General features: G+C 60.6%; 17 protein-coding genes, 1 tRNA gene and 1 pseudogene. 5 read left to right on the top strand and 14 right to left on the bottom strand.

All coding sequences use genetic code 11. The features are described 5' to 3' along the window. Window positions 1-66 precede the first annotated feature (66 nt). The 8 genes from pqqD to NPS56_RS28495 form a co-directional block, all read right to left on the bottom strand. Window positions 67-342: a pyrroloquinoline quinone biosynthesis peptide chaperone PqqD gene (gene pqqD, locus NPS56_RS28530; RefSeq protein WP_274077743.1), complete on the bottom strand. Its 276-nt coding sequence runs from the start codon at window positions 340-342 to the stop codon at window positions 67-69. Next, complete coding sequence (gene pqqC / locus NPS56_RS28525; RefSeq protein ID WP_274077742.1) at window positions 339-1091, bottom strand: pyrroloquinoline-quinone synthase PqqC; 753 nt, start codon at window positions 1089-1091, stop codon at window positions 339-341. The genes pqqD and pqqC overlap by 4 nt, the downstream gene beginning before the upstream one ends. Before the next feature lie 126 nt (window positions 1092-1217). Further along, entirely contained in the window at window positions 1218-2129 is a 912-nt protein-coding gene (pqqB, locus tag NPS56_RS28520) for a pyrroloquinoline quinone biosynthesis protein PqqB (protein ID WP_274077741.1), read from the bottom strand. A gap of 80 nt (window positions 2130-2209) precedes the next feature. Beyond that, entirely contained in the window at window positions 2210-2284 is a 75-nt protein-coding gene (pqqA, locus tag NPS56_RS28515) for a pyrroloquinoline quinone precursor peptide PqqA (RefSeq protein WP_003444522.1), read from the bottom strand. Between the two features lie 158 nt (window positions 2285-2442). Continuing rightward, the gene (gene pqqF / locus NPS56_RS28510; RefSeq protein WP_274077740.1) at window positions 2443-4866 is read right to left on the bottom strand and encodes a pyrroloquinoline quinone biosynthesis protein PqqF; all 2424 of its coding nucleotides are present in this window, start codon (window positions 4864-4866) and stop codon (window positions 2443-2445) included. A gap of 48 nt (window positions 4867-4914) precedes the next feature. Then, complete coding sequence (locus NPS56_RS28505) at window positions 4915-5709, bottom strand: carbon-nitrogen hydrolase family protein (protein ID WP_274077739.1); 795 nt, start codon at window positions 5707-5709, stop codon at window positions 4915-4917. A 12-nt stretch (window positions 5710-5721) separates the two neighbouring features. After that, entirely contained in the window at window positions 5722-7404 is a 1683-nt protein-coding gene (locus tag NPS56_RS28500) for a flavin monoamine oxidase family protein (RefSeq protein WP_274077738.1), read from the bottom strand. 288 nt (window positions 7405-7692) lie between these two features. Continuing rightward, window positions 7693-8154 carry an Lrp/AsnC family transcriptional regulator gene (locus tag NPS56_RS28495; RefSeq protein WP_274077737.1) on the bottom strand — a complete coding sequence of 154 codons (462 nt, stop codon included), beginning with the start codon at window positions 8152-8154 and terminating at the stop codon, window positions 7693-7695. A gap of 218 nt (window positions 8155-8372) precedes the next feature. Here NPS56_RS28495 and NPS56_RS28490 point away from each other — a divergent pair, with 218 nt between their 5' ends. The 4 genes and pseudogenes from NPS56_RS28490 (at window position 8373) to NPS56_RS28475 (ending at window position 10240) form a co-directional block, all read left to right on the top strand. After that, window positions 8373-9026, top strand: coding sequence for a hypothetical protein (locus NPS56_RS28490; RefSeq protein ID WP_274077736.1), 654 nt, complete (start codon window positions 8373-8375; stop codon window positions 9024-9026). Window positions 9027-9100: 74 nt separating this feature from the next. Continuing rightward, window positions 9101-9742 (top strand): site-2 protease family protein, encoded by a 642-nt coding sequence (locus tag NPS56_RS28485; protein WP_274077735.1) that lies wholly within the window; start codon window positions 9101-9103, stop codon window positions 9740-9742. 10 nt (window positions 9743-9752) lie between these two features. Next, a pseudogene (locus NPS56_RS28480) lies at window positions 9753-9942 on the top strand (type II toxin-antitoxin system RelE/ParE family toxin); the annotation flags it as partial. Next, the gene (locus NPS56_RS28475) at window positions 9935-10240 is read left to right on the top strand and encodes an XRE family transcriptional regulator (protein ID WP_274077744.1); all 306 of its coding nucleotides are present in this window, start codon (window positions 9935-9937) and stop codon (window positions 10238-10240) included. The pseudogene NPS56_RS28480 and the gene NPS56_RS28475, both read left to right, overlap by 8 nt. A 72-nt stretch (window positions 10241-10312) precedes the next feature. Here the strand turns inward: NPS56_RS28475 and NPS56_RS28470 are convergent. The 5 genes from NPS56_RS28470 to rpsU all read right to left on the bottom strand — a co-directional run bounded on the left by NPS56_RS28470 (window position 10313) and on the right by rpsU (window position 18850). Further along, window positions 10313-10389, bottom strand: a tRNA-Ile gene (locus tag NPS56_RS28470). A gap of 13 nt (window positions 10390-10402) precedes the next feature. Continuing rightward, window positions 10403-14149 carry a bifunctional diguanylate cyclase/phosphodiesterase gene (locus NPS56_RS28465; RefSeq protein ID WP_274077734.1) on the bottom strand — a complete coding sequence of 1249 codons (3747 nt, stop codon included), beginning with the start codon at window positions 14147-14149 and terminating at the stop codon, window positions 10403-10405. A 122-nt stretch (window positions 14150-14271) separates the two neighbouring features. After that, window positions 14272-16119 carry an RNA polymerase sigma factor RpoD gene (gene rpoD, locus NPS56_RS28460; RefSeq protein WP_274077733.1) on the bottom strand — a complete coding sequence of 616 codons (1848 nt, stop codon included), beginning with the start codon at window positions 16117-16119 and terminating at the stop codon, window positions 14272-14274. Between the two features lie 67 nt (window positions 16120-16186). Beyond that, window positions 16187-18154, bottom strand: a complete 1968-nt coding sequence (gene dnaG, locus NPS56_RS28455) for a DNA primase (protein ID WP_274077732.1) — start codon at window positions 18152-18154, stop codon at window positions 16187-16189. A 480-nt stretch (window positions 18155-18634) separates the two neighbouring features. Next, a complete protein-coding gene (gene rpsU / locus NPS56_RS28450; protein ID WP_002551877.1) occupies window positions 18635-18850 on the bottom strand; it encodes a 30S ribosomal protein S21 in 216 nt (71 codons plus the stop codon). A 199-nt stretch (window positions 18851-19049) separates the two neighbouring features. On the opposite strand from rpsU, the gene tsaD reads away from it, so the two are divergent. Then, window positions 19050-20075: a tRNA (adenosine(37)-N6)-threonylcarbamoyltransferase complex transferase subunit TsaD gene (gene tsaD, locus NPS56_RS28445; RefSeq protein ID WP_274077731.1), complete on the top strand. Its 1026-nt coding sequence runs from the start codon at window positions 19050-19052 to the stop codon at window positions 20073-20075. A gap of 23 nt (window positions 20076-20098) precedes the next feature. Here the strand turns inward: tsaD and plsY are convergent, their stop codons facing one another. Continuing rightward, the gene (gene plsY, locus NPS56_RS28440; protein WP_274077730.1) at window positions 20099-20668 is read right to left on the bottom strand and encodes a glycerol-3-phosphate 1-O-acyltransferase PlsY; all 570 of its coding nucleotides are present in this window, start codon (window positions 20666-20668) and stop codon (window positions 20099-20101) included. Window positions 20669-20707 lie beyond the last annotated feature (39 nt).

Raw genomic sequence — 20707 nt, 5'->3', positions numbered from 1 at the left:
CTCAGCTCGGCCAGCAGCCACAGGGGCAGGCCGATCTCGGGTGTGGGCGGCACTTGCCTGGATGAATCAGGCAAGTTCGATCCAGTGCTGCGCACGGGCAACCTCCATGAATTGCTCGATGTCGTCCGCGAGTTCGGGCACGCCCGGGAATTGCGTGTCGAGCTCATTGATAATCGCGGCGACGTCACGCTCGCCGTCGATCAAGCCGCCGATCAGCGCGGCGCTTTCATTGAGCTTGATCATGCCTTCGGGATACAGCAGCACATGGCCTTTCTGTGCCGGTTCGTACTGGAATCGGTAGCCAGGGCGCCAGGTCGGGGTCTTGCTGCGATCGAAGCTCATAGGGTGATTCCTTTATGCCAGACCCGTTCCCCGGTCACGCTGTGATACGGCGGGCGATTGAGTTCGTAGGCCATGCTCATGGCATCGAGCATGCTCCAAAGAATGTCCAGTTTGAACTGGAGAATTTCCAGCATGCGTTCCTGGCCTTCCCGGGTCTTGTAGTGCTCGAGGGTGATGGCCAAGCCGTGCTCGACATCGCGCCGCGCCTGACCCAGGCGCGTGCGGAAATATTCGTAGCCGGCGGGGTCGATCCACGGGTAATGCTGCGGCCAGCTGTCCAGGCGCGACTGATGGATCTGCGGCGCGAACAGTTCCGTCAGCGAGCTGCTGGCGGCCTCCTGCCAACTGGCCCGGCGGGCGAAGTTGACGTAGGCGTCGACGGCAAAGCGCACGCCGGGCAGCACCAGTTCCTGGGAGCGCAGTTGGTCCGGGTCGAGGCCGACGGCCTGGCCCAGGCGCAGCCAGGCTTCGATGCCGCCGTCTTCGCCGGGGGCGCCGTCGTGGTCCAGCAGGCGTTGAATCCACTCGCGACGGATCTCGCGGTCCGGGCAGTTGGCCAGGATTGCCGCGTCCTTCAGCGGGATGTTCACCTGATAGTAAAAACGGTTGGCGACCCAGCCCTGGATCTGCTCGCGGGTCGCCCGGCCTTCGTACATCGCCACGTGATACGGGTGATAGATGTGGTAATAGGCGCCCTTGGCGCGCAGGGCGGCTTCGAATTCGGCGGGGGACATCGGGGTGTCGGTCATTGCGGGTCTCCGGAGTACAGCCGGTGGATTCTTTGGTGGCTGGTCTGGCCCTTTCGCTGGCAAGCCAGCTCCTACAGGGGTACGCGGTCACTGTAGGAGCTGGCTTGCCAGCGAAGGGGCCGTCAGTTACAGCACAATACTCATGCCGTCATACGCCACTTCAACTTCACGCCGATCCAGCTCCGCCCGCTGCGGTGAATCCTCATCGAGAATCGGGTTGGTGTTGTTGATGTGGATAAGTACCTTGCGCTGCGTTGGCAGCTGCTCCAGCACTTCGAGCATGCCGCCAGGGCCGTTCTGCGCCAAGTGGCCCATCTCCCGGCCGGTACGGGTGCCGACACCACGGCGCTGCATTTCGTCGTCGTCCCATAGCGTGCCGTCCACCAGCAGGCAATCGCTGGCGGCCATGATCTCCAGCAGCGGCGCGTCGACTTTGCCCAGGCCCGGTGCATAGAACAGTTTGCCTCCGGTATTGAGGTCTTCGACGATCAGGCCGATGTTGTCGCCCGGATGCGGGTCGAAGCGATGCGGCGAGTAGGGCGGCGCAGCGCTGCGCAGGGGCAGCGGGGTGAAACGCAGGTTCGGGCAGGCCGGAACGCTGAAGCTCTGGTCGAGCTCGATGCGGTTCCAGCTCAGGCCACCGTTCCAGTGGGTCAACATGTTGAACAGCGGGAAACCGGTGCTCAGGTCTTCGTGGACCATGTCGGTGCACCAGACCTGATGCGGGCAACCTTCACGCAACATGAGCAGGCCGGTGGTGTGGTCGATCTGGCTGTCCATCAGGATGATCGCGCTGATTCCGGTATCACGCAGGGCACGCCCCGGTTGCATGGGCGCGAAGCTTTGCAGCTGGGCACGGATGTCCGGGGAAGTGTTGCACAGCACCCAGTTCACGCCGTCATCGGAAATCGCGATGGACGATTGGGTGCGCGCCTGGGCCCGCAGGCTGCCGTTGCGAAAACCTGCGCAGTTCTCGCAATTGCAGTTCCACTGGGGAAAACCACCGCCAGCGGCGGAACCTAGGATCTGGACAAACATGGGCGCTCCATCATTTCAACGCTGAAAATAAAACGCCTCGGATAACCGAGGCGTTGTGCTGCATTCTGCCAGGGCAGAGATCAACGGCTTGCGAAGTACATGGTGACTTCGAAGCCGATACGCAGGTCGGTGTAAGCCGGTTTGGTCCAGGCCATCAGTTGAACTCCTTCAGGTAAGGTTGGACAGCGCTATCTATATGTATAGTCCACCTCCAGTCAGAGATGTTCCAAATAGTTAGGCTGCTATGTTACTCAAAATTTCACAGGGATTGCCCGTGAAACTTTGAAAAAGCTCCTTACCGTCTGGGTAATGATCATTTTGTCGCTTGCCAGGGCGCGCCGGGTGCAGGGTTGTTCGCCAGGCAGCGCCAGCCGCCTTCGGCCCGGCTCAGGCGCTGGATCGCGGCCAGCAGTGCGCCGCGGTCGGTCAGGAGTATGGCCAGGGGTAACTGCGTCAGATAATCCGACGGGCGGCCGGCCAATTTACCCTGCCAGAGCAATTCGGCGGCTTGGCTTGTTGGCAGGGCGGCGCTGGAAAACTGATCGGCCAGGGTCTGGCGCTGGCTGATGAAGGCGCTTTCGTCGAGGGCCTGGATCAGCGCCGGCAACCCGTTCAGGAATTGTTCGATATGTTGCAAGAGCTCCGCGGCGGCCACATTCGGCGATTGCACACCCAGCAGCAGCCCGGTCTGCCCGTGGATCTGTCGCAGGGCACTGAACACCGCGTAGCCCAATTGCAATTCCACCCGCAGGCGCTGATAGAACGGCGTCTGACAGAGATGGGCGAGCAACCGCCAGGCGGCTTCGTCAGCCAGATCCTGGGTGGCTGTCGGACAGAACAGTAACAGCGCGTGTTCGCTGGAGTGGGTCGTCACGCTGCTCCACAGGTGCTGCGAATGGATTGACGGTGCCGGTGCCTGTTGCGTATCCGCTGTGCCCGGCACGCGGCTCAAAGCCAGGCCCATGGCCGCCTGAGTCTGCGCAGAAAAACCGCTCGCCAGGCCAGTCCAGCGAGCGCTCGACCACAGTTGTGCCAAGTTGTTCGATTCAACCGATGGCTCAAGGCAGTGATCGGGCAGCACCTTGAGTAGCTGTCGAATCGGCATCAAGGCGGGGCGGGCCGGTGATGGCGGTGACAGCCCTGCATCAGGCTGGGTCAGCAGGTTCAGCGCGTGTTCGAGTATGGACGGCATTCGCGCTTGCAGGCCGGTCATTTTCAACAGCCATTGATTGCCCGACGCAGCGAAGGAAAAATCCACGCCGGCTTCACTTGCGTCTTCACGCAGCGCTTGCAGGGTGTTTTCCAGGCGCGATTGAAGGCTGGTGCCGGGGGCCGCGTCCAGGCGCCAGCGCAGGTACAGCGCAGCTTCAGCGCCGTTTTCCGGTAGCGCCTGGCTGAACTGCATCGGCGAACGTTCGCGGCGGCTGCGTGAGCGGTCTTGGGCAAAGGTGCGCAGGCCCCGGTGGGCGCTGGTTTGTCCGCGAATCAAGCCGGCCCCTGGAGGCGCAGCTTCGGTGCGCAGGAACGGATTGGGCGCGGGGAGTTGCCACGGGCCGTTGAAGTTATCCACAGCGCCGATTTTTTCCAGAATGACCTTGAGGGCGGCAACACCGACTTCGGATAAGTCTACTTCGCGCTCTTCGATGTCCTGACGAGCCAGTTGCAAGGCACTACTTGTCTGGCGCTGGCGCAGCGCCGCGTATTCCTCGCGTAACCCGCGCCAGTCCTGTTGGGCGAAAAAGCTCAGCCAGTCCCGCAATTGCTCGCCAATCTCGCTCGCCATAGCATTGGCGGGCAGGGTGAACTCAATGTGCAGCAAGGCTTGTCCGGCGAATTGGTACAGGGCGCGCGCCTTGAGGTTTTCAACTTGGCCCTGTTTGCGCAGTTCAGCCAGCAGCCCACCGGGTTTCGCGGTGTTCAGCCAATGGCACAGAAAGCCCAGCGCTTCGGCGGATGAGGCGGGTAGTGCTTCAAGGGCAAACAGCAGGTCCAGTCGATGCTCGCCGACCTGTTGATAACTATTGCTCGCGCCTGCCATCAGCGGCGTCGGGGCTTGTTGCGGGACCTTCTCGCCGTTGGCAATGACGTTGCCGAACGCTTCGGCCAACAGCCTCAATTCATCAAGGCTCTGGGGGCCGGCAAGGCTCAAGGTCATTTGTCCGGTTTGGTAATAGCGCTGGTAAAAATCCTGCAAGGCCTGCTGGAACTCGGGTTTCGGCACCAGCAGGCTGTCGCGGTTGCCCGCATGAAAACCGCGCAACGGATGAGCGTCGCTAAGCCCGTCCATCAGTGCCAGTTGCTGCTGCGCCGCGGCATCCTGGGACCAGGCGATGAACTCCGCGTGCAGCACTTCCCGTTCCCGGTGCTGGTCATCCAGCTTCATGCGCGGATGGGCGAGCATGTCCGCCAACCGCTCCAGGCCTTGGGCAAACGCCTGGGGTGGCAACTCGAAAAAGTAATCGGTGCTGCGCTCGCAAGTTTGCGCATTCACCTGGCCGCCGTGGCGCTGGACGAAGGCCATCAACCCTTGGTCGGCGGCAAAACGCTCGGTGCCGAGAAACAGCAGGTGTTCGAGAAAGTGCGCCAGGCCCGGCCAGGCCAACGGCACATCATGGCTGCCGGCGGCAACCCGCAACGCCGCCGCGCAGCGCTTCAAATCCGGGGCATGACGCAGCGTCACCCGCAAGCCTTTGGCCAGGGTTTCAGTGTGGGGGCGAGGGGGATTCAGCGCAGGCATGAGCACTTCCAGGACAGAGAAGTGCCAATGCTAGCGGATAACGGTGGCTCAGCGCTTGTTCAGCGCGCCGTAAAGCTCGGGACGGCGATCGATCAGGTAGCGGTTGGCTGCGCGGGAGTCGAGCATCAACTGGCGGTCCAGCTCACCGACAATCAGCGCCTCATCGAGTCCCGCCTGGGCGATGCGGCTGCCATCCGGTGCCGCGATGCTGCTTTGGCCACAGTAGTGGATATCGCCTTCGCTCCCGCAATAGTTGGCATAAGCCACGTAGCACTGATTCTCGTAGGCCCGGGCGCGGACGGTAACGTCAGCGATGAAGTCGAACGGGATCATGTTGGCCGTCGGTACCAGGATCAGTTCGGCGCCGGCCAGGGCCAGGCGGCGGGTATTTTCCGGGAACTCGAGGTCGTAGCAGATCAGGAAGCCGAGCTTCCAGCCATTGAGTTCAACGATGGGGAAGTCGTCCGAGCCGGCGCTGAACATCGAACGGTCGAGGTCACCGAACAGGTGCGTCTTGCGGTAATTGCACAGGCGCTCGCCATTGGCGTCGATCAGTCGCACGGCATTGTAGATTTGTCCGTCTTCGCAGCGTTCGGGATAGCCATACAGGATGGCTATCCCGGCGGTCTTGGCAATGCGCGCGATCTGTTGCGCCGATTCACCGTTGTATACCTCCGCCAGCACGCTGACGGCATCGACGCCGATGTTGTAGCCGGTCAGGAACATCTCCGGCAGTACCAGCAAGTCGGCGCCCTTTGCCTCCAGCGCCAGCTGATGCAGGCGCTGAAGGTTGCCGGCGACATCCAGGGGCAACGGTGGACATTGGTAAAGGGCTACGCGCATTTCGGATTCCTCTTACTCGGGCAGGGCGATCGGGCCGATTTCGTTGAACACATCTCCTGGACCCGGATTCTCGGCGTGAGTTGCACCGCCGAAGTGTTTCATGATGCCCCACACCGCATTGAGCGAGGTCTGTACCGCGCCTTCGACCCAGGCCGGGGTCCACGAAACGTCGTCGCCGGCGATGAAAATCCCGCGCTGTTCGGCCGGCATGTCGTCCTGCATGAAATGCGCGTACATGCGCTGGTTGTAGCGATAGTGGCCGGGCAGGGCACCCTTGAAGGCGCCGAGGAAATGCGGGTCGGCTTCCCAGGACACGGTGATCGGATCACCGATGATGCGCGCGGCGATGTCGACTTTCGGGTAGATCTTTTTCAGCGCATCCAACGCCAGCTTCACGCGTTTTTCCACCGGATGCGGGAGCATTTTCAACGCGTCGCTCATCCACGAATACGACAGGCAAATCACCCCGGGCTTGTCGTCGCCGTTGTCGAACAGGTAGGTGCCGCGGGTCAGGCGATCGGTCAGGGTCATGCTCATCAGGTCGCGGCCGGTTTCCGGATCCTTGTCCTTCCAGAACGGGCGGTCGACCATCACGAAGGTTTTCGACGACTGCATGTAACGGGTGCGGTCCAGGGCCATCCACATCTTCTGCGAGAACAGGGTTTCGTCGCATTCGATCTGGGTGGTCAGCAGCCAGCTCTGGCAGGTGGTCAGCACCGCAGCGTATTCGCGGGTGTCGCCGTTGTTGTCGGTGACCGCAAAACGGCCGTCCGGCGCGTGGGCGATCTTCTTCACGCCGGAACGTGGCGCGCCGCTGTGCAACGACTTGAGGCTGGTACCCTGGGGCCAGTGCACACAGCGTTCCGGGACATGGCGCCAGATGCCCTGCGGTACCTGTTCGACGCCGCCGACCACCAGATGCTGGTGATCGTCGCAGTTGGTCATCACCACGCGGAAGATTTCCAGCATCGAGTTGGGGAAGTCCGAGTCCCAACCACCGGTACCGAAACCGACCTGGCCGAACACTTCACGGTGATGGAACGACAGCTTGGCGAAGGCTTCGGAGGTGGCCACGAAATCGTAGAAGGTGCGGTCGTCCCACAACGGCACGAGGGTGTTCCACAGCTCCTTGAGACGCGGCACGTCGCGGTCGCGGATGGCCTGCTGGATATCGGCGAACTGCGAGCCCGCTTCCAGGGCATCGGCCCAGGCGTCGGCGACTTCCTGGAACAGTGCAGGAAGATCCGCCAGTTTCTGTGCGTAATGGGTCTTGCCTTCCAGGTCGATGACGGTGCTGCCGGAGGCCGGTGTCAGCGGGTTGGGGAAGGGTTTGGTTTCAAGGTTCAGCTTGTCGACATAGTGATAGAACGCGGTGGACGATACCGGGAAGCGCATGCCGCCCAACTCGGCGACGATGCCGTCGGTGCCATTGAACGCCTGGGAGCGCAGGCGCCCGCCCAGCTTCGAGGCCTCATAGACCACGGGCTTGAGACCCAGCTTCATCAACTCGTATGCGGCCACCAGCCCGGCGATACCGGCGCCGACAATCGCCACTTCGGCACCGTGATGGTGCTCGGGAATGCTGCCCAGGCCGGCCGGGTGTTCGATCCAGTCGTCGAAGGCGAAAGGAAAGTCCGGACCGAAAATGGTGATCGGTTTTTTACCGTCTGCAGGATGGCGATTGTTCTTGTTCATGGCTGACCTTGCTGGCGACCCGACGCGGAATGCGCATCTGAGTATAGGAAAAGATGCCAGCCATTCTAGAGAGCACCGAACACGTTAATAAGACGCAAAGTGTCGTCGTTTTGCCAGATTTCTGATCAGTATGACGAGATAACTGCGCACACTGACCACTGTAGGAGCTGGCTTGCCAGCGATGAGGCCTTTGAATCTTGTGTTGATGGTCCGGACGCCTTCGCTGGCAAGCCAGCTCCTACAGGTTCTTTGCAGGCCAGCCAGACAGCCATAACCACAGGAAAAATCTTAAACCGGCTGCCCCCGATCAATCTTGCTGCTCAAGATGATCGACGTCGTCGTCTTCTCCACCCCATCCACACTGCCAATCTGATCCAGCAACTCATCCAGCTGCTCCGGCGAATCGCTGCGCAACCAGGCCACATAATCAAATTCTCCACTCACCGCACACAACTGCTGCACCTGGGCCATCGCACTCAGGCGCCGCAACACCTCCTTGCCGGAACGCGGCTGCACGGTAATCCCCACATACGCCTGCAGCCCGCCATCCACCACGCGCTGGCCGAGCCGCACGCCGTAGCCGGTGATGACCTTGGCCTTTTCCAGCCGCGCCAGGCGCGACGTGACGGTGGTGCGCGCGATGCCCAGTTGTCGGGCGAGCATGGCCACGCTTTCGCGGGCGTTGATCTGCAGGGCCGCAATCAGCTGACGGTCGATTTCGTCGAGAACGGGCGGGCGAATGTCGGGCAAGGCGGTCTCCAGCGGCTTGGATCAATGTGCAGGCATGTTACAGGCACATCCCCCGCAGCGCTCGCGACGCCAACATCCTGCTGACCGTGGGCGATATCGATCAGAAAAGCCAACGCCATTTCAGGACGTGTCTGACATACGTGGCAGGACCCCCTTGCCGATCATTGATTCTTTCCGTGACGTCGGGTCGCGGAGAGGTCTTAAGGTGCCAGGGGCGAATGGAAAAGGTCTCGTTCGATGTTGATCAGGTGTACTGCATATCCTTGAGTGAGCGCCATGACCGGCGGCAACTGTTCCGAAGCACCGTCGCAACGCTCGTTTCAAACCCGATCGAGTTCTTCATTGCCCAGCGCAACAGCGAACCGATCCGAGGCTGTTACGAATCACATCAGGCACTGGCCAGAAAAGTCCTGGCCGAAGGTTGGCAACGGGTGTTGATATTCGAGGACGATGCCAAGCCCTATGGGCTTCATCCGATACAGGTGCGTTGGGTGAACCGGTTCATTCGCCGTAACAGGTTTGAGGCGTTGCACCTGGGGTACAGCATGGGTCGTACGTGGCTGACATGGTTCCCGTTCATTGCCCGCGGCAACGTGGTGGCACTGCACGCCTACATCCTCTCCCGCGAAGGCTGCAGGGTGCTGGCCCAAACTCCTTACGTCGGAGTACCAGTCGATGTCCTGTTTAAACGGCAGATCAAACAACATTGTGTATTTCCCATGCTGTTTCGCCAGCACGCAGCGGCGGTGACAGGCAGCGACATCGAGGCGCGCGCGGTGAATGAAGATGAATGGTGGGAACGCAACTGGAAGAAACACAAACGCTCGGTGTGGAAAAACCTCTGGCGCACCCTGGTTCGATTCAGGTTTTGATGATTGACCCGGAGTCTGCATTTGGTCTGTGATGTATGACAGCTCAATTGTGGTCGTGACACGAGGGACAGGTCATGTCGAAGAAAATGCCTCCTGCTGTACGGGCTCGTGCCTGGGAGATTGCCCATCACGAAATGGGCCACTACGTCGTCGCCCGTGCCTTGGGTTTTGCCACGGGCGGCGTGAGCCTGACAGTGACCATGGACTTACGGCATCACGGCGGGGCGTCCGTTAGCCTGGTGCGGGCGATTTCTTCGATCGAGGCCATGAAGCAACATCTGGAGGCCCGGATGATCGTCCTTCTGGCTGGCGCAATGGCGCAGACACTGCCTGCAAAATCTTCAGCCGGGCAACGCGTCGACAAGTCGAAAGCCACAGCCATCCTCAAGGGAGAGCAGGGGGCGGAGCAGGATTACGCAAAGATCAGGGAGCTGCAGCACTTACTGCGCAATTTGCTTTATCCCGAGACCGATCCGGCGGCGTCCGAGCGCATAACCGCTGAACTTAAAATTCTGACGGATCGCGCGTGGCAGCGGACTCAAGACATCGTGGAAGAACTGTCCGGGACCATTACCGAACTGGCAGCGGCCTTGGTGGGCGGCATGGTTATCGTCGAGCAGTGGGGGCGGGCGGCGGATACGTTTGAGGTCGTGTTGACGGGGCAGATGCTAGAGCGGCTGCGGGCGGTGCAGGCGATACCCGTGTTACATATTTGAATAGGCCTGCGTTAGGGTCCAACACGCTGGCAGGCCGTACCGTGTGCTGTACGCGTTCGGGACGGCGCTGCGCGATTCTGCTGATCGGGGGTGATAAAACCGGCCTGGAGCGTTGGTATACGGACCATGTGCCGCTAGCCGAGCGTTTCTTCGACGAGCACTTGGAAACATTGAAGAAAGAGGGCTATGAAAATGGCTAAAAAATTTGCTGATTTGGTGGCGCGTCGAGCTCCAGAGTCTCAATCGCGTGTCGAGGCTTTGCATCAGAAGCTGCGAGCTCAAATGCCATTGCACGAGTTGCGCCAGGCGCAAGCGTTGAGTCAGGACTCGCTGGCCAAAACACTTCATGTCAACCAGGCGGCGATATCCAAGATGGAGCGGCGTACAGACATGTACATCAGTACTTTGCGCAACTACATCCGCGCAATGGGTGGCGAGTTGGAAATCATTGCCACCTTCCCGGAAGGTCAGGTAAAGATCGAGAACTTTGCCAACTGAGCGATTAGACAATGGCGACTGATTCGAACCCTTCAGATACGCAAAAGCCGCGCATTGCGCGGCTTTCTTGTTTGGTGGGCCCACACGGACTTGAACCGTGGACCAAAGGATTATGAGTCCTCTGCTCTGACCAACTGAGCTATAGGCCCCATTGGTCGCGGATTATAGCGATGGTTTCGCGGCTGTGCTATCCGAAAAATCTGAAACTACTGTACGAAGGAACGTTGCGGCAAATTCGTCGGGGGGCAGGGGCAGGCTGACGATGTAGCCCTGGATCTGCTCACAGCCTTCGGCGGCCAGGAATTGCTGCTGCGCCTGGGTTTCGACGCCCTCGGCGATGACCGTGAATTGCATACTGCGGCCGAGGGCGATGATGGCGCGCACGATCGCGGCGTCGTGGGGGTCATCCGGCAGGCCGCGGACGAAGGATTGGTCGATCTTGAGAATGTCCAGCGGCAGGCGCTTGAGGTAGCTCAGCGAGGAGTAGCCGGTGCCGAAGTCGTCGATCGCCAGTTGCACGCCCAGGTGCTTGAGTTGGTGCAGCACCGCCAGCGCTTCTTCGGCCTGGCTCATGATGAAGTTTTCGGTGATTTCCAGTTGCAGGTAGCCGGGGTTGAGGCGGTTGTCCTTGAGCAACTGCTCGATGCGCCCCAGCAGGTTTGGTTGGCGCAGCTGGGCACCGGCGAGGTTGACCGACAGCGGGCCGAGGCCTTCGTACATCTGGTTCCATTCAAACATCTGCCGGCATGCGGTCTCGAGAACCCAATCGCCGATCTGCAGGATCATGCCGTTTTCTTCGGCAAGCGAAATGAAATGTTCGGGCGGTACGTCGCCAAAGGTCGGATGACGCCAGCGAATCAGCGCTTCGGCGCCCACCAGGCGATAGTCCTCGAGGCTGATCTTGGGTTGGTAGCACAGGTGCAGTTCATTGCGCTCGATGGCGCGGCGCAGTTCGTGCTCCAGCGCCACGCGCTCGCTGGCCTGGGCGGTGAGGTCGAAGGTATAGCTTTCGACACGGTTGCGGCCCTTGGCCTTGGAGCGGTACATCGCCGCATCGGCATTCTTGATCAGCGTGGCCACGTCGCAGCCGTCCTTGGGGTACAGGCTGGTGCCGATGCTGGAGCTGATGAAGAACTCATGCTCGCCTGCCTGGAACGGCGCGGTAAAGCAGTTGAGCAGCTTGGTGGCGATGTTGTCGGCGTCGCTGGCTTGCTGCAGGCCGGGGAGCAGGATGATGAATTCGTCGCCGCCCAGGCGCGCGACGGTGTCGATGTCGCGCAACTGGTCTTTGAGGCGCACGGCAATGCCCTTGAGCAACAGATCGCCGACCGGGTGACCGAGGCTGTCGTTGATGTGCTTGAAGCGGTCCAGATCGAGGAACAGCACCGCCCCCTGGCCGCCGTTTTCCTTCTGGTGATTGAGGGCGTTGAGTAAACGGCTCTCGAACAGCGTGCGGTTGGGCAGGCCGGTCAGCGGATCGTGGTGAGCCTGGTAGTCGAGTTTGGCCTGGGCGTGTTTGAGGCTGGAAATGTCGGCGAACACGGCCACGAAGTGGGTGATGAAATTTTCGCGATTGCGCACGGCGCTGATGGTCAGCCAGCTCGGATAGAGTTCGCCATTCTTGCGTCGGTTGGAAATCTCGCCTTGCCAATGACCTTCGGCGGTCAGTTGATGCCACATGGCGGCGTAGAACGCGCTGTCATGCAGGCCCGAGGCAAGCAGGCGCGGTGTATGGCCCAGTGCTTCGCTTTCGCTGTAGCCGGTGATTTCGCTAAAGGCACGGTTGACTGCGCTGATGTGCTGCTGGGTATCGGTGATCAGCACGCCTTCTGCGGTGCTCTCGAATACCGTGGCGGCCTGTTGCAGTTTTTCCTGCATCAGGTGGCGCTCGGTGATGTCCCGGGCAATGGTCAGCATGCAGTCATCGTCACCGATTGGCAGCGGACGACTGGAGACCTCGCAGAGGCGGATCTGCCCGTCGCTGCGGCGGATATGGCAGCTGAAGTCTCGGACGAAACCGTCCCGGTGCAACAGGTCGAGCATTTGTTTACGTTCGTTGAGGTTGACCCAGATCCCCAGGTCCAGAGCCGAGCGATCCACGGACATTGCGCTGTTGAAGCCGGTAATGCGGCTGAAGCCCTCGTTGACCTCGATCAGCAGGCCATCGCTTTGCCGGGACAGCAACAGGCCGTCCGGCGAGGCGTGGAACGCCTTGGCGAATTTCTCTTCGGAGGTTTGCAGTTGTTGCTGGGTTTCCTTGAGCTGGGTGATGTCGCGCACCACGACCACCAGCGCCGGGGTCGTGTCGAGGTCGAACGGTTCGGCAGAGATCAGGCCGGTGAACACTTGGCCATTGCTGCGGCGAAAGGGCATCTCCAGGTTGCGGATGCTGCCGGCCTGCAAGCGCTGCAGCAGCCCGGGCCCGACGCCCGGGATACCCCAGATGTTGAGGTTGGTGGCGGTCTGGCCGATAACGTCCTCGGCTCTGAGGCCGATCTGTTCTTCGAACGCCTCGTTGACCTCCAGCAGGCAGCCGTCGCTGAGGCGTGCGATCACGAGGATGTCCGGGCATTGCTGGAATACCGAAGCGAACTTCTGTTCAGACTGGCGCAGTGCTTCTTCGGTGCGCTTGGTCTCGCTGATGTCGATCATCAGGCCGCGCATCACCGGCTCATGACCGTGTTCGATCAGGCTGACGATGTCGCGGACCCACAAGCAACGCCCGTCAGCGGTGATGACCCGGTAATCGAGGCTGTGGTCTCGCCCGGCCAGCACTTCGTGGTCGCAGAAGCTCTGCGCGCGGGTGAGGTCGGCGGGGTGGATGATGTTGCGCCAGAAGCCGGGGATCAACCAGTGGGACAGAGGGTAACCGAGCAGGTCTTCGGCGTGGGGCGACACATAGCTGTAGGTGAAGTCGCTCATCCGCGCTTCCCAGGCGATGGCCGACAGACTCTCCACCAGCCCGCGGTAATGGTATTCGCTGCTGCGCAGTTCCTGCTCCAGATCGACCCTGCGGGCGATTTCCGAACTCAAGCGACGGTTGACGCGGATCACTCCAGCCAGCACGAGGATCAGCAGCAGTAGCCCAGGCAGGCCGTAGATCAGCAGATCGGACCAGAATGTTCGGTGATCGAGAACGTTGCCCACCCATTGCTCCTGGATCGAGCTGATTTCAGCAGGCGACATGTCGGCCAGGACTTTATCCAGGATGCCGACCAACATCTTGTTGTCCCGTGGTACGCCCATGGCCAACTGATAGCGGTAGGGGGTTTCGCCGCTGACATACAGCCCGTCGAGCTTGAGCTGGCGCAAACTCCAGATGCTGGAGGCGAGATCGCCTACCACGGCGTCCACTTCATCGGTGGCCAGCGCCTGCAAGGCTGAACTGACGTTGGGCATCGCCACCAGGTTCAGATCGGGATTGTGGGTACGCAACAGTTCGTGGGGCGCGTAGTTTTCCACCACGGCGATTTTCAGCCCGTACAGGTCTTTGAGTTTACGCGGCTGGGCGCCTCCGACATGCGCCAGGATGACGATCGGGAAATCCAGGTAGGGGCGGGTGAATGACAGGTAGGCCTGGCGTTCCGGGGTCGACATGATGCCCGGCAAAAGGTCCAGCTTGCCTTGTTTGGCCTGGTCCAGCACGACCGTCCAGCTCACGGGCTCGATGGGTGTGAGCTTGATGGCCAGTCGCTCGCGAATCAGGTCGATATAATCTGCCGCAAGGCCCTGGTAACGCCCCTGGTCGTCGCGAAACTCAAAGGGGGGCCAGGACGCATCGACACCCAGGCGCAGGTCCGGGTGGGCCGCAAGCCAGCTACGTTCTTCGTCGGTTAGAGTCAGCGCGCCAGCCGTTGCGGTCCAGGAAATCAGCGACAGCAAAAAAAACACGGTCGGCAGTCTGGGCATAACGGTCTCGTTATGGCTCGGGGAATGTTTCGAGTGTAGACGGGCAAAACGGCGGGTGGGGTGGTGCGGGGGATTTAATCTGCACAAAACAAAACCCCCGGCCTGGGCCGGGGGTTCTGGTGTCACTCGTCGAGGAAGGAGCGCAAGTGCTCGCTTCTCGTCGGATGGCGCAGCTTGCGCAGCGCCTTGGCTTCGATCTGACGAATCCGTTCACGGGTCACGTCGAACTGCTTACCAACCTCCTCGAGGGTGTGGTCGGTATTCATGTCGATTCCGAAGCGCATGCGCAGTACCTTGGCTTCACGGGCAGTGAGGCCGGACAGAACTTCGCGAGTCGCTTCCTTGAGGCTCTCAACGGTCGCGACATCGATTGGCGACTGCATCGTCGAGTCTTCGATGAAGTCACCCAGATGGGAGTCTTCGTCATCACCGATCGGGGTTTCCATGGAGATCGGCTCTTTAGCGATCTTCAATACCTTGCGGATCTTGTCCTCAGGCATTTCCATGCGTTCGCCCAGCTCTTCCGGGGTCGGTTCGCGACCCATTTCCTGCAGCATCTGGCGGGAAATGCGGTTGAGCTTGTTGATCGTCTCGATCATGTGCACCGGAATACGGATGGTGCGGGCCTGGTCGGCGATCGAGCGAGTGATCGCCTGACGGATCCACCAGGTGGCATAAGTCGAGAACTTGTAGCCGCGACGGTATTCGAACTTGTCTACCGCTTTCATCAGGCCGATGTTGCCTTCCTGGATCAGATCGAGGAATTGCAGGCCACGGTTGGTGTACTTCTTGGCGATGGAGATCACCAGACGCAAGTTCGCTTCGACCATCTCTTTCTTCGCGCGGCGGGCCTTGGCCTCACCGATCGACATGCGACGGTTGATGTCCTTGATCTCGGCGATCGTCAAACCGGTTTCGGTTTCCAGCGCGGTCAGCTTCTGCTGGCAACGAATGATGTCCGGCTGCAGGCGACCAATGGCTTCGGCGTATTTGCTCTTGCCTTTGGCCAGTGCGTCAGACCAGCTTTCGTCGACTTCGTTGCCCGGGAACTGGCGCAGGAAGTCGGCACGCGGCATGCGCGCATCACGAACGCAGAGCTGCATGATTGCACGCTCTTGCTGACGCAGACGATCCAGGGCACTGCGCACACGCTCGACCAGGCCTTCGAATTGCTTCGGAACCAGTTTGATCGGCATGAACAGTTCGGCCAGTGCCAACAGCTCGGCAATTGCCAGCTTGTTGTGGCGACCGTGCTTTTTCAGCGCCTTGCGGGTGATTTCCATCTGATCGGCGACAGCGCCAAAACGCTGGGCGGCGATGATCGGATCCGGACCGCTTTCGGCTTCTTCTTCGTCATCGGAAGCTTCGGCGTCATCGTCTTCGGCATCGTCATCCGCTTTCGCGGCCTTGGCGTCGATCGGCGGCGGTACTTCCGCCGCAGGCGGCGCAATACCATCGTCCGGGTCGATATAACCGCTCAGGACGTCGGACAAGCGGCCACCTTCGGTGGTGACGCGAGTGTATTCGGAGAGAATATGATCAACCGTGCCAGGGAAGTGCGCGATTGCGCTCATCACTTCACGGATGCCCTCTTCAATACGTTTGGCGATTTCGATTTCGCCTTCACGAGTGAGGAGCTCGACCGTACCCATTTCGCGCATGTACATGCGCACCGGGTCGGTAGTGCGACCAATGTCGGTCTCGACCGCTGCCAACGCAGCAGCTGCCTCTTCGGCCGCGGCTTCGTCGGTATCGGCGTCGGCCAGCATAAGGGAATCCTTATCTGGCGCAACCTCGAATACGTTGATCCCCATGTCGTTGATCATGCGGATGATGTCTTCCACCTGTTCCGGATCTGAAATATCCTCCGGCAGGTGGTCGTTGACCTCCGCGTAAGTCAGGTAACCCTGCTCACGACCAAGTGTGATCAACTCTTTGATACGAGACTGCTGTTGCGCTTTTCCGGACATAACACCCTATCCACTGAAGGTCTTGGCGGGCAAAAAACAAGCCGAGGATTATACCTGAGCTATGACCTCACGCGCCAGTTGAGGTCGGGCTTGATGCGGAAACATTGCGACTTAATAGGTCGCGCAGTTGGTTTTTCTCTTCTGTGCTCAGCTCGCTTTGTCGGGCTTTCCTGAGCAGTTGTTCCAGATTTCGCTCGCGTTGGCGGGCTGACAAGCTAGTAATGGTGTCGAAAAACTGTTGTTCAAGGTTATCTCCGTCAATCAGCCATTCCTTTTCCGCCAGCGCCTTGAGCAAACGTCCTTGCTCCGTGCCGTGCCAGCGCGCAATCAACTGAAATGAGTTTAGCTTGGGATTCTTCTGTACGGCTTCGAGCAGCGCCACCAGCAGTTGCGTGTTGGTGTGGTCCTCGGCGGCAAAATGCCCGGCATCCTCGACTTTTTCGGCCAGTTGCGGGTGGTGGAGCAGCGTGCGCAACGCGGCGAGCGTCGGAGGCTCTACGGCCGCCGGCACCCTGGGCGCGCGGGGTTGATCGCGATCACCACCCCGCTTGCCGTTCTTGTCCCACGGCTTCTTGTCCCATTTCTTGCCGCCTGCGCCGGGTTTCTTCGGCGTCCATTCCTGCTGCGGTACGTACATTTCCTGCGATTGCGGCTGATGATAGTCGCTGTAGTCGGGCATCGCGTCGTAATCGATGCCCGGATCGTAGGCCGGTGGCGCTTCTTGCGGAGCGCTTTGCACCAGCTGACTGACGGCTTCCCCGCTCAGGCCGGTGATTTCGCTGAGGCGCTGGCGCATCAGGATGCGCAGGTTGGCCCCTGGCACTTTGTCGATCAGCGGTGCTGCCAGGGTGGCCATGTGGGCCTTGCCTTCGAGTGAGCGCGGGTCGGCTTCTTCCGTCAGTTGCTGGAAAAAATAATCGGCCAATGGCTGCGCGTGCTGGTTGATGCGTGCGCGGAAGGCGTCGGTGCCTTCGGAGCGGACCAGGGTGTCCGGGTCTTCGCCTTCGGGCAGGAACAGGAATCGCGCGCGACGGCCATCCTGCAGGCTCGACAGCGTGGCTTCGAGGGCTCGCCAGGCGGCGTTGCGGCCGGCCTGGTCGCCGTCGAAGCAGAACAGCACGCTGGGCACGACGCGAAACAGCCGTTTCATGTGCTCTTCGCTGGTGGCGGTGCCCAGGGTCGCGACGGCATTGCGCAAGCCTTGCTGGGCGAGGGCGATGACGTCCATGTAGCCCTCGACGACGATGATTTCGTCGAGGTTGCGGTTGTTCTTGCGCGCTTCGTACAGGCCGTAGAGTTCCTGGCCTTTATGGAAGACCGGGGTTTCCGGCGAGTTGAGGTACTTGGGCTTGTCGTCGCCCAGCACCCGGCCGCCAAACGCGATGATGCGCCCGCGACTGTCGCGGATCGGGAACATCACGCGATCACGAAAGCGGTCGTAGCGTTTGCCGGTTTCGGCGTTTTCGATCAGCAGGCCGGCATCGATCATGGCTTTTTGTTGCAGGGTGTCGCTGCTCAAGTGCTTGAACAGGTTGTCCCAGCCAGGTGGCGCAAAACCGAGGCCGAAGTCCCGGGCGATTTCACCGGTCAGCCCGCGACCTTTCAGGTAGTCCACTGCGGCTTTGCGCGCCGGATGGCTTTTCAGGGCCTGGCGATAGAAGTCGGCGGCGGCCGTAAGCAACGGGTACAGCGGCGAATCGGTGGGCTGGCGCGGCTTGTGCGGGCGCCCGCTTTCTTCCCGGGGGATTTCCATCCCGGCGGCCTTGGCCAGTTCTTCGACAGCCTGGGGGAAGTCCAGGTTGTCGTGGTCCATGATGAAACCCAGGGCGTTACCGCCAGCGCCGCAGCCGAAACAGTAATAGAACTGCTTGTCGGGGCTCACGCTGAAAGAGGGTGTTTTCTCTTTGTGGAACGGGCAACAGGCCGTATGGTTCTTGCCGGCCTTTTTCAGTTGCAGGCGCGAGCTGACCACGTCGACGATGTCGGTGCGGTTCAGAAGGTCGTCAATGAAGCTCTGGGGAATCAGCCCGGCCATGGCGTTCTCGTCGTCTGCGCTGAAAAGGAACCGAAGCGAAGGGTAGCTGAGCGCGGGTCATTGCTTGAGGCACGCAAAATGTGCTGCTCGACCGGTATCGCCTGCATAATCGCTGTCGGGAAGTGTATCTGCCGAAAATCCACTGACGTTACTACTCATCAGTATTCGACTGTTTGAAAGTGTTGCGCTGAATCCGGCTGCGCCCGTCAAGGGTCTCGGATAGCTCTTTTTCGGCACGCAAACAGGTGCCTTGGGCTGATCGTCGTGAGAGGAATCAGTGGGTGTGCTCGTCAGTAGCCTTGAAAGGCTCGTCAGAAAAGACGTGCACCGCTGGCAAAAGAGCCAGGTCTGACGCAGTGAAGCAGATTTGTCTCGGTCGCGTCTGCGGCTTCGACGGTGAAGCATCAAGCGTTTTACGCAAATGCCATTAGCCCGGCGTGAAGCCGGGCTTGGCAGAAGCTTGCTACGATCGTCTGTGTATTAGTACAGGCGAACGGCGCGGCGCTGTTCGCGCTGAACTTTCTTGGCGTGACGCTTAACAGCGGCTGCTGCTTTGCGCTTACGCTCAGAAGTTGGCTTCTCGTAAAATTCGCGGCTACGAACTTCAGCCAGTACACCGGCTTTTTCGCAGGAGCGCTTGAAACGACGCAGAGCTACGTCGAAGGGTTCGTTCTCTTTTACTTTGACGGCTGGCATCCAGAGCTACCTTCATTCATTACCGGGGTCAACATCCTCGCGGCAAAAGAGCACTTGAAGACGTCGGTTTTTAAGGGTTGCGGATGTTAACCCCTCATCGCACGGAATGCAAAGCCTCTGATCGAAAACCGCTGGTCGGGGCATCACGCGGCGACTATTATGCGCGCCTTCGAATTCAGCCTAAACAAGGCGCAAACCCATGCTAGTACTGGGATTAGAAACCTCTTGCGACGAAACCGGTGTCGCGCTTTACGACAGTGAACGCGGTCTGTTGGCCGACGCGCTGTTCAGCCAGATCGACCTGCACCGCGCCTATGGTGGCGTAGTGCCGGAGCTGGCCTCGCGTGACCACGTCAAGCGCATGCTGCCCTTGATTCGTCAGGTGTTGGCCGAAGCCGACTGCGTGCCGACCGAGATCGACGCCATCGCTTATACCGCGGGCCCCGGCCTGGTCGGTGCATTGCTGGTGGGTGCTTCCTGTGCCCAGGCGCTGGCCTTTGCCTGGGGCATTCCAGCGCTGGGCGTGCACCACATGGAAGGCCATTTGCTGGCGCCGATGCTGGAGTCTCAGCCGCCGGAATTTCCGTTCGTCGCTTTGTTGGTGTCGGGTGGTCATACACAGTTGGTTCAGGTCGACGGAATCGGTCAGTACACGCTGCTGGGCGAAACCTTGGATGACGCCGCAGGCGAGGCCTTCGACAAGACCGCGAAGATGATGGGGCTCAATTATCCGGGTGGCCCGGAAATCGCTCGGCTGGCCGAGCAGGGCGTTGCAGGACGTTTCGTTTTCCCGCGTCCGATGTGCGACCGCCCTGGGCTGGACTTCAGCTTCAGCGGCTTGAAAACCTTCGCCCTGAACACCTGGCAGCAGTGTGTGAGTGCCGGAGACGACGGTGAGCAAGCCCGTTGCGACATCTCGCTGGCGTTCCAGCAGGCCGTGGTGGAGACTTTGACCATCAAGTGCAAGCGCGCCCTGAAAGCGGCTGGCATGAAGCGCCTGGTGATCGCTGGAGGCGTCAGTGCCAACAAGGCGCTTCGCTCCTCCCTGGAAAAAATGCTCGGCGACCTGAAGGGCGATGTTTTTTACGCCCGTCCGCAGTTCTGCACCGATAACGGCGCCATGATTGCGTTTGCCGGTTGCCAGCGCCTGCAGGCTGGCCAGCAGGAAAGCCTGGCGATCAGTGTGCAGGCGCGGTGGCCGATGGAGCAGTTGTCGCCCCTGTGATGAGCGGCGCTCATGGCTGGCTGCTAAAAATGCCGTTCGCGCCCGGCAAACAGGTCGCGTAGATTGCCCCGGTGGCGCCAGACGATCATTGCGGACAGGGCGCACATGGGCAGCAGCGCTGCCGGTTCTTGCCAGGCCAGCAGTGGCAGGGTCAGGGGCGTGGCGATCAAGGCGGCCAGCGAGCTGGTACGGGTCAGGTAGAACGTCAGCAGCCAGGCGCAGACCGCCATCAAGGCTGCTGGCGGGTACAGCCCCAGCAGCATGCCGGCAGCGGTGGCGACACCCTTGCCACCGCGAAAGCGGAAGTACAGCGGGAACAGGTGACCGATAACGGCGCAAACGCCGATCCAGGCCTGATCCTGCAGTGACAGGCCTGCGAGGCTGGCGATCAGTACGGGCAACAGGCCTTTGCAGAGGTCGCCGAGCAGGGTCAGAATGGCGAGTTTCTTGCCGGCCAGGCGCAACATGTTGGTGGCGCCGGCATTGCCCGAGCCACTCATTCGCGGATCGGGGGTACCGGTCAGGCGGCTGAGCAAAATGGCGAAGGACAGAGAGCCGAGCAGGTAGGCGAGGGTCGCCAGTAACCAAAACATGCTAACTATTCCGGGCGAGGACGCCCTGATTCTAACGGC

Source organism: Pseudomonas putida, from assembly GCF_028682635.1.
GTDB lineage: Bacteria > Pseudomonadota > Gammaproteobacteria > Pseudomonadales > Pseudomonadaceae > Aquipseudomonas > Aquipseudomonas putida_AE.
This window is presented reverse-complemented; position numbering and strand designations above follow the sequence as displayed.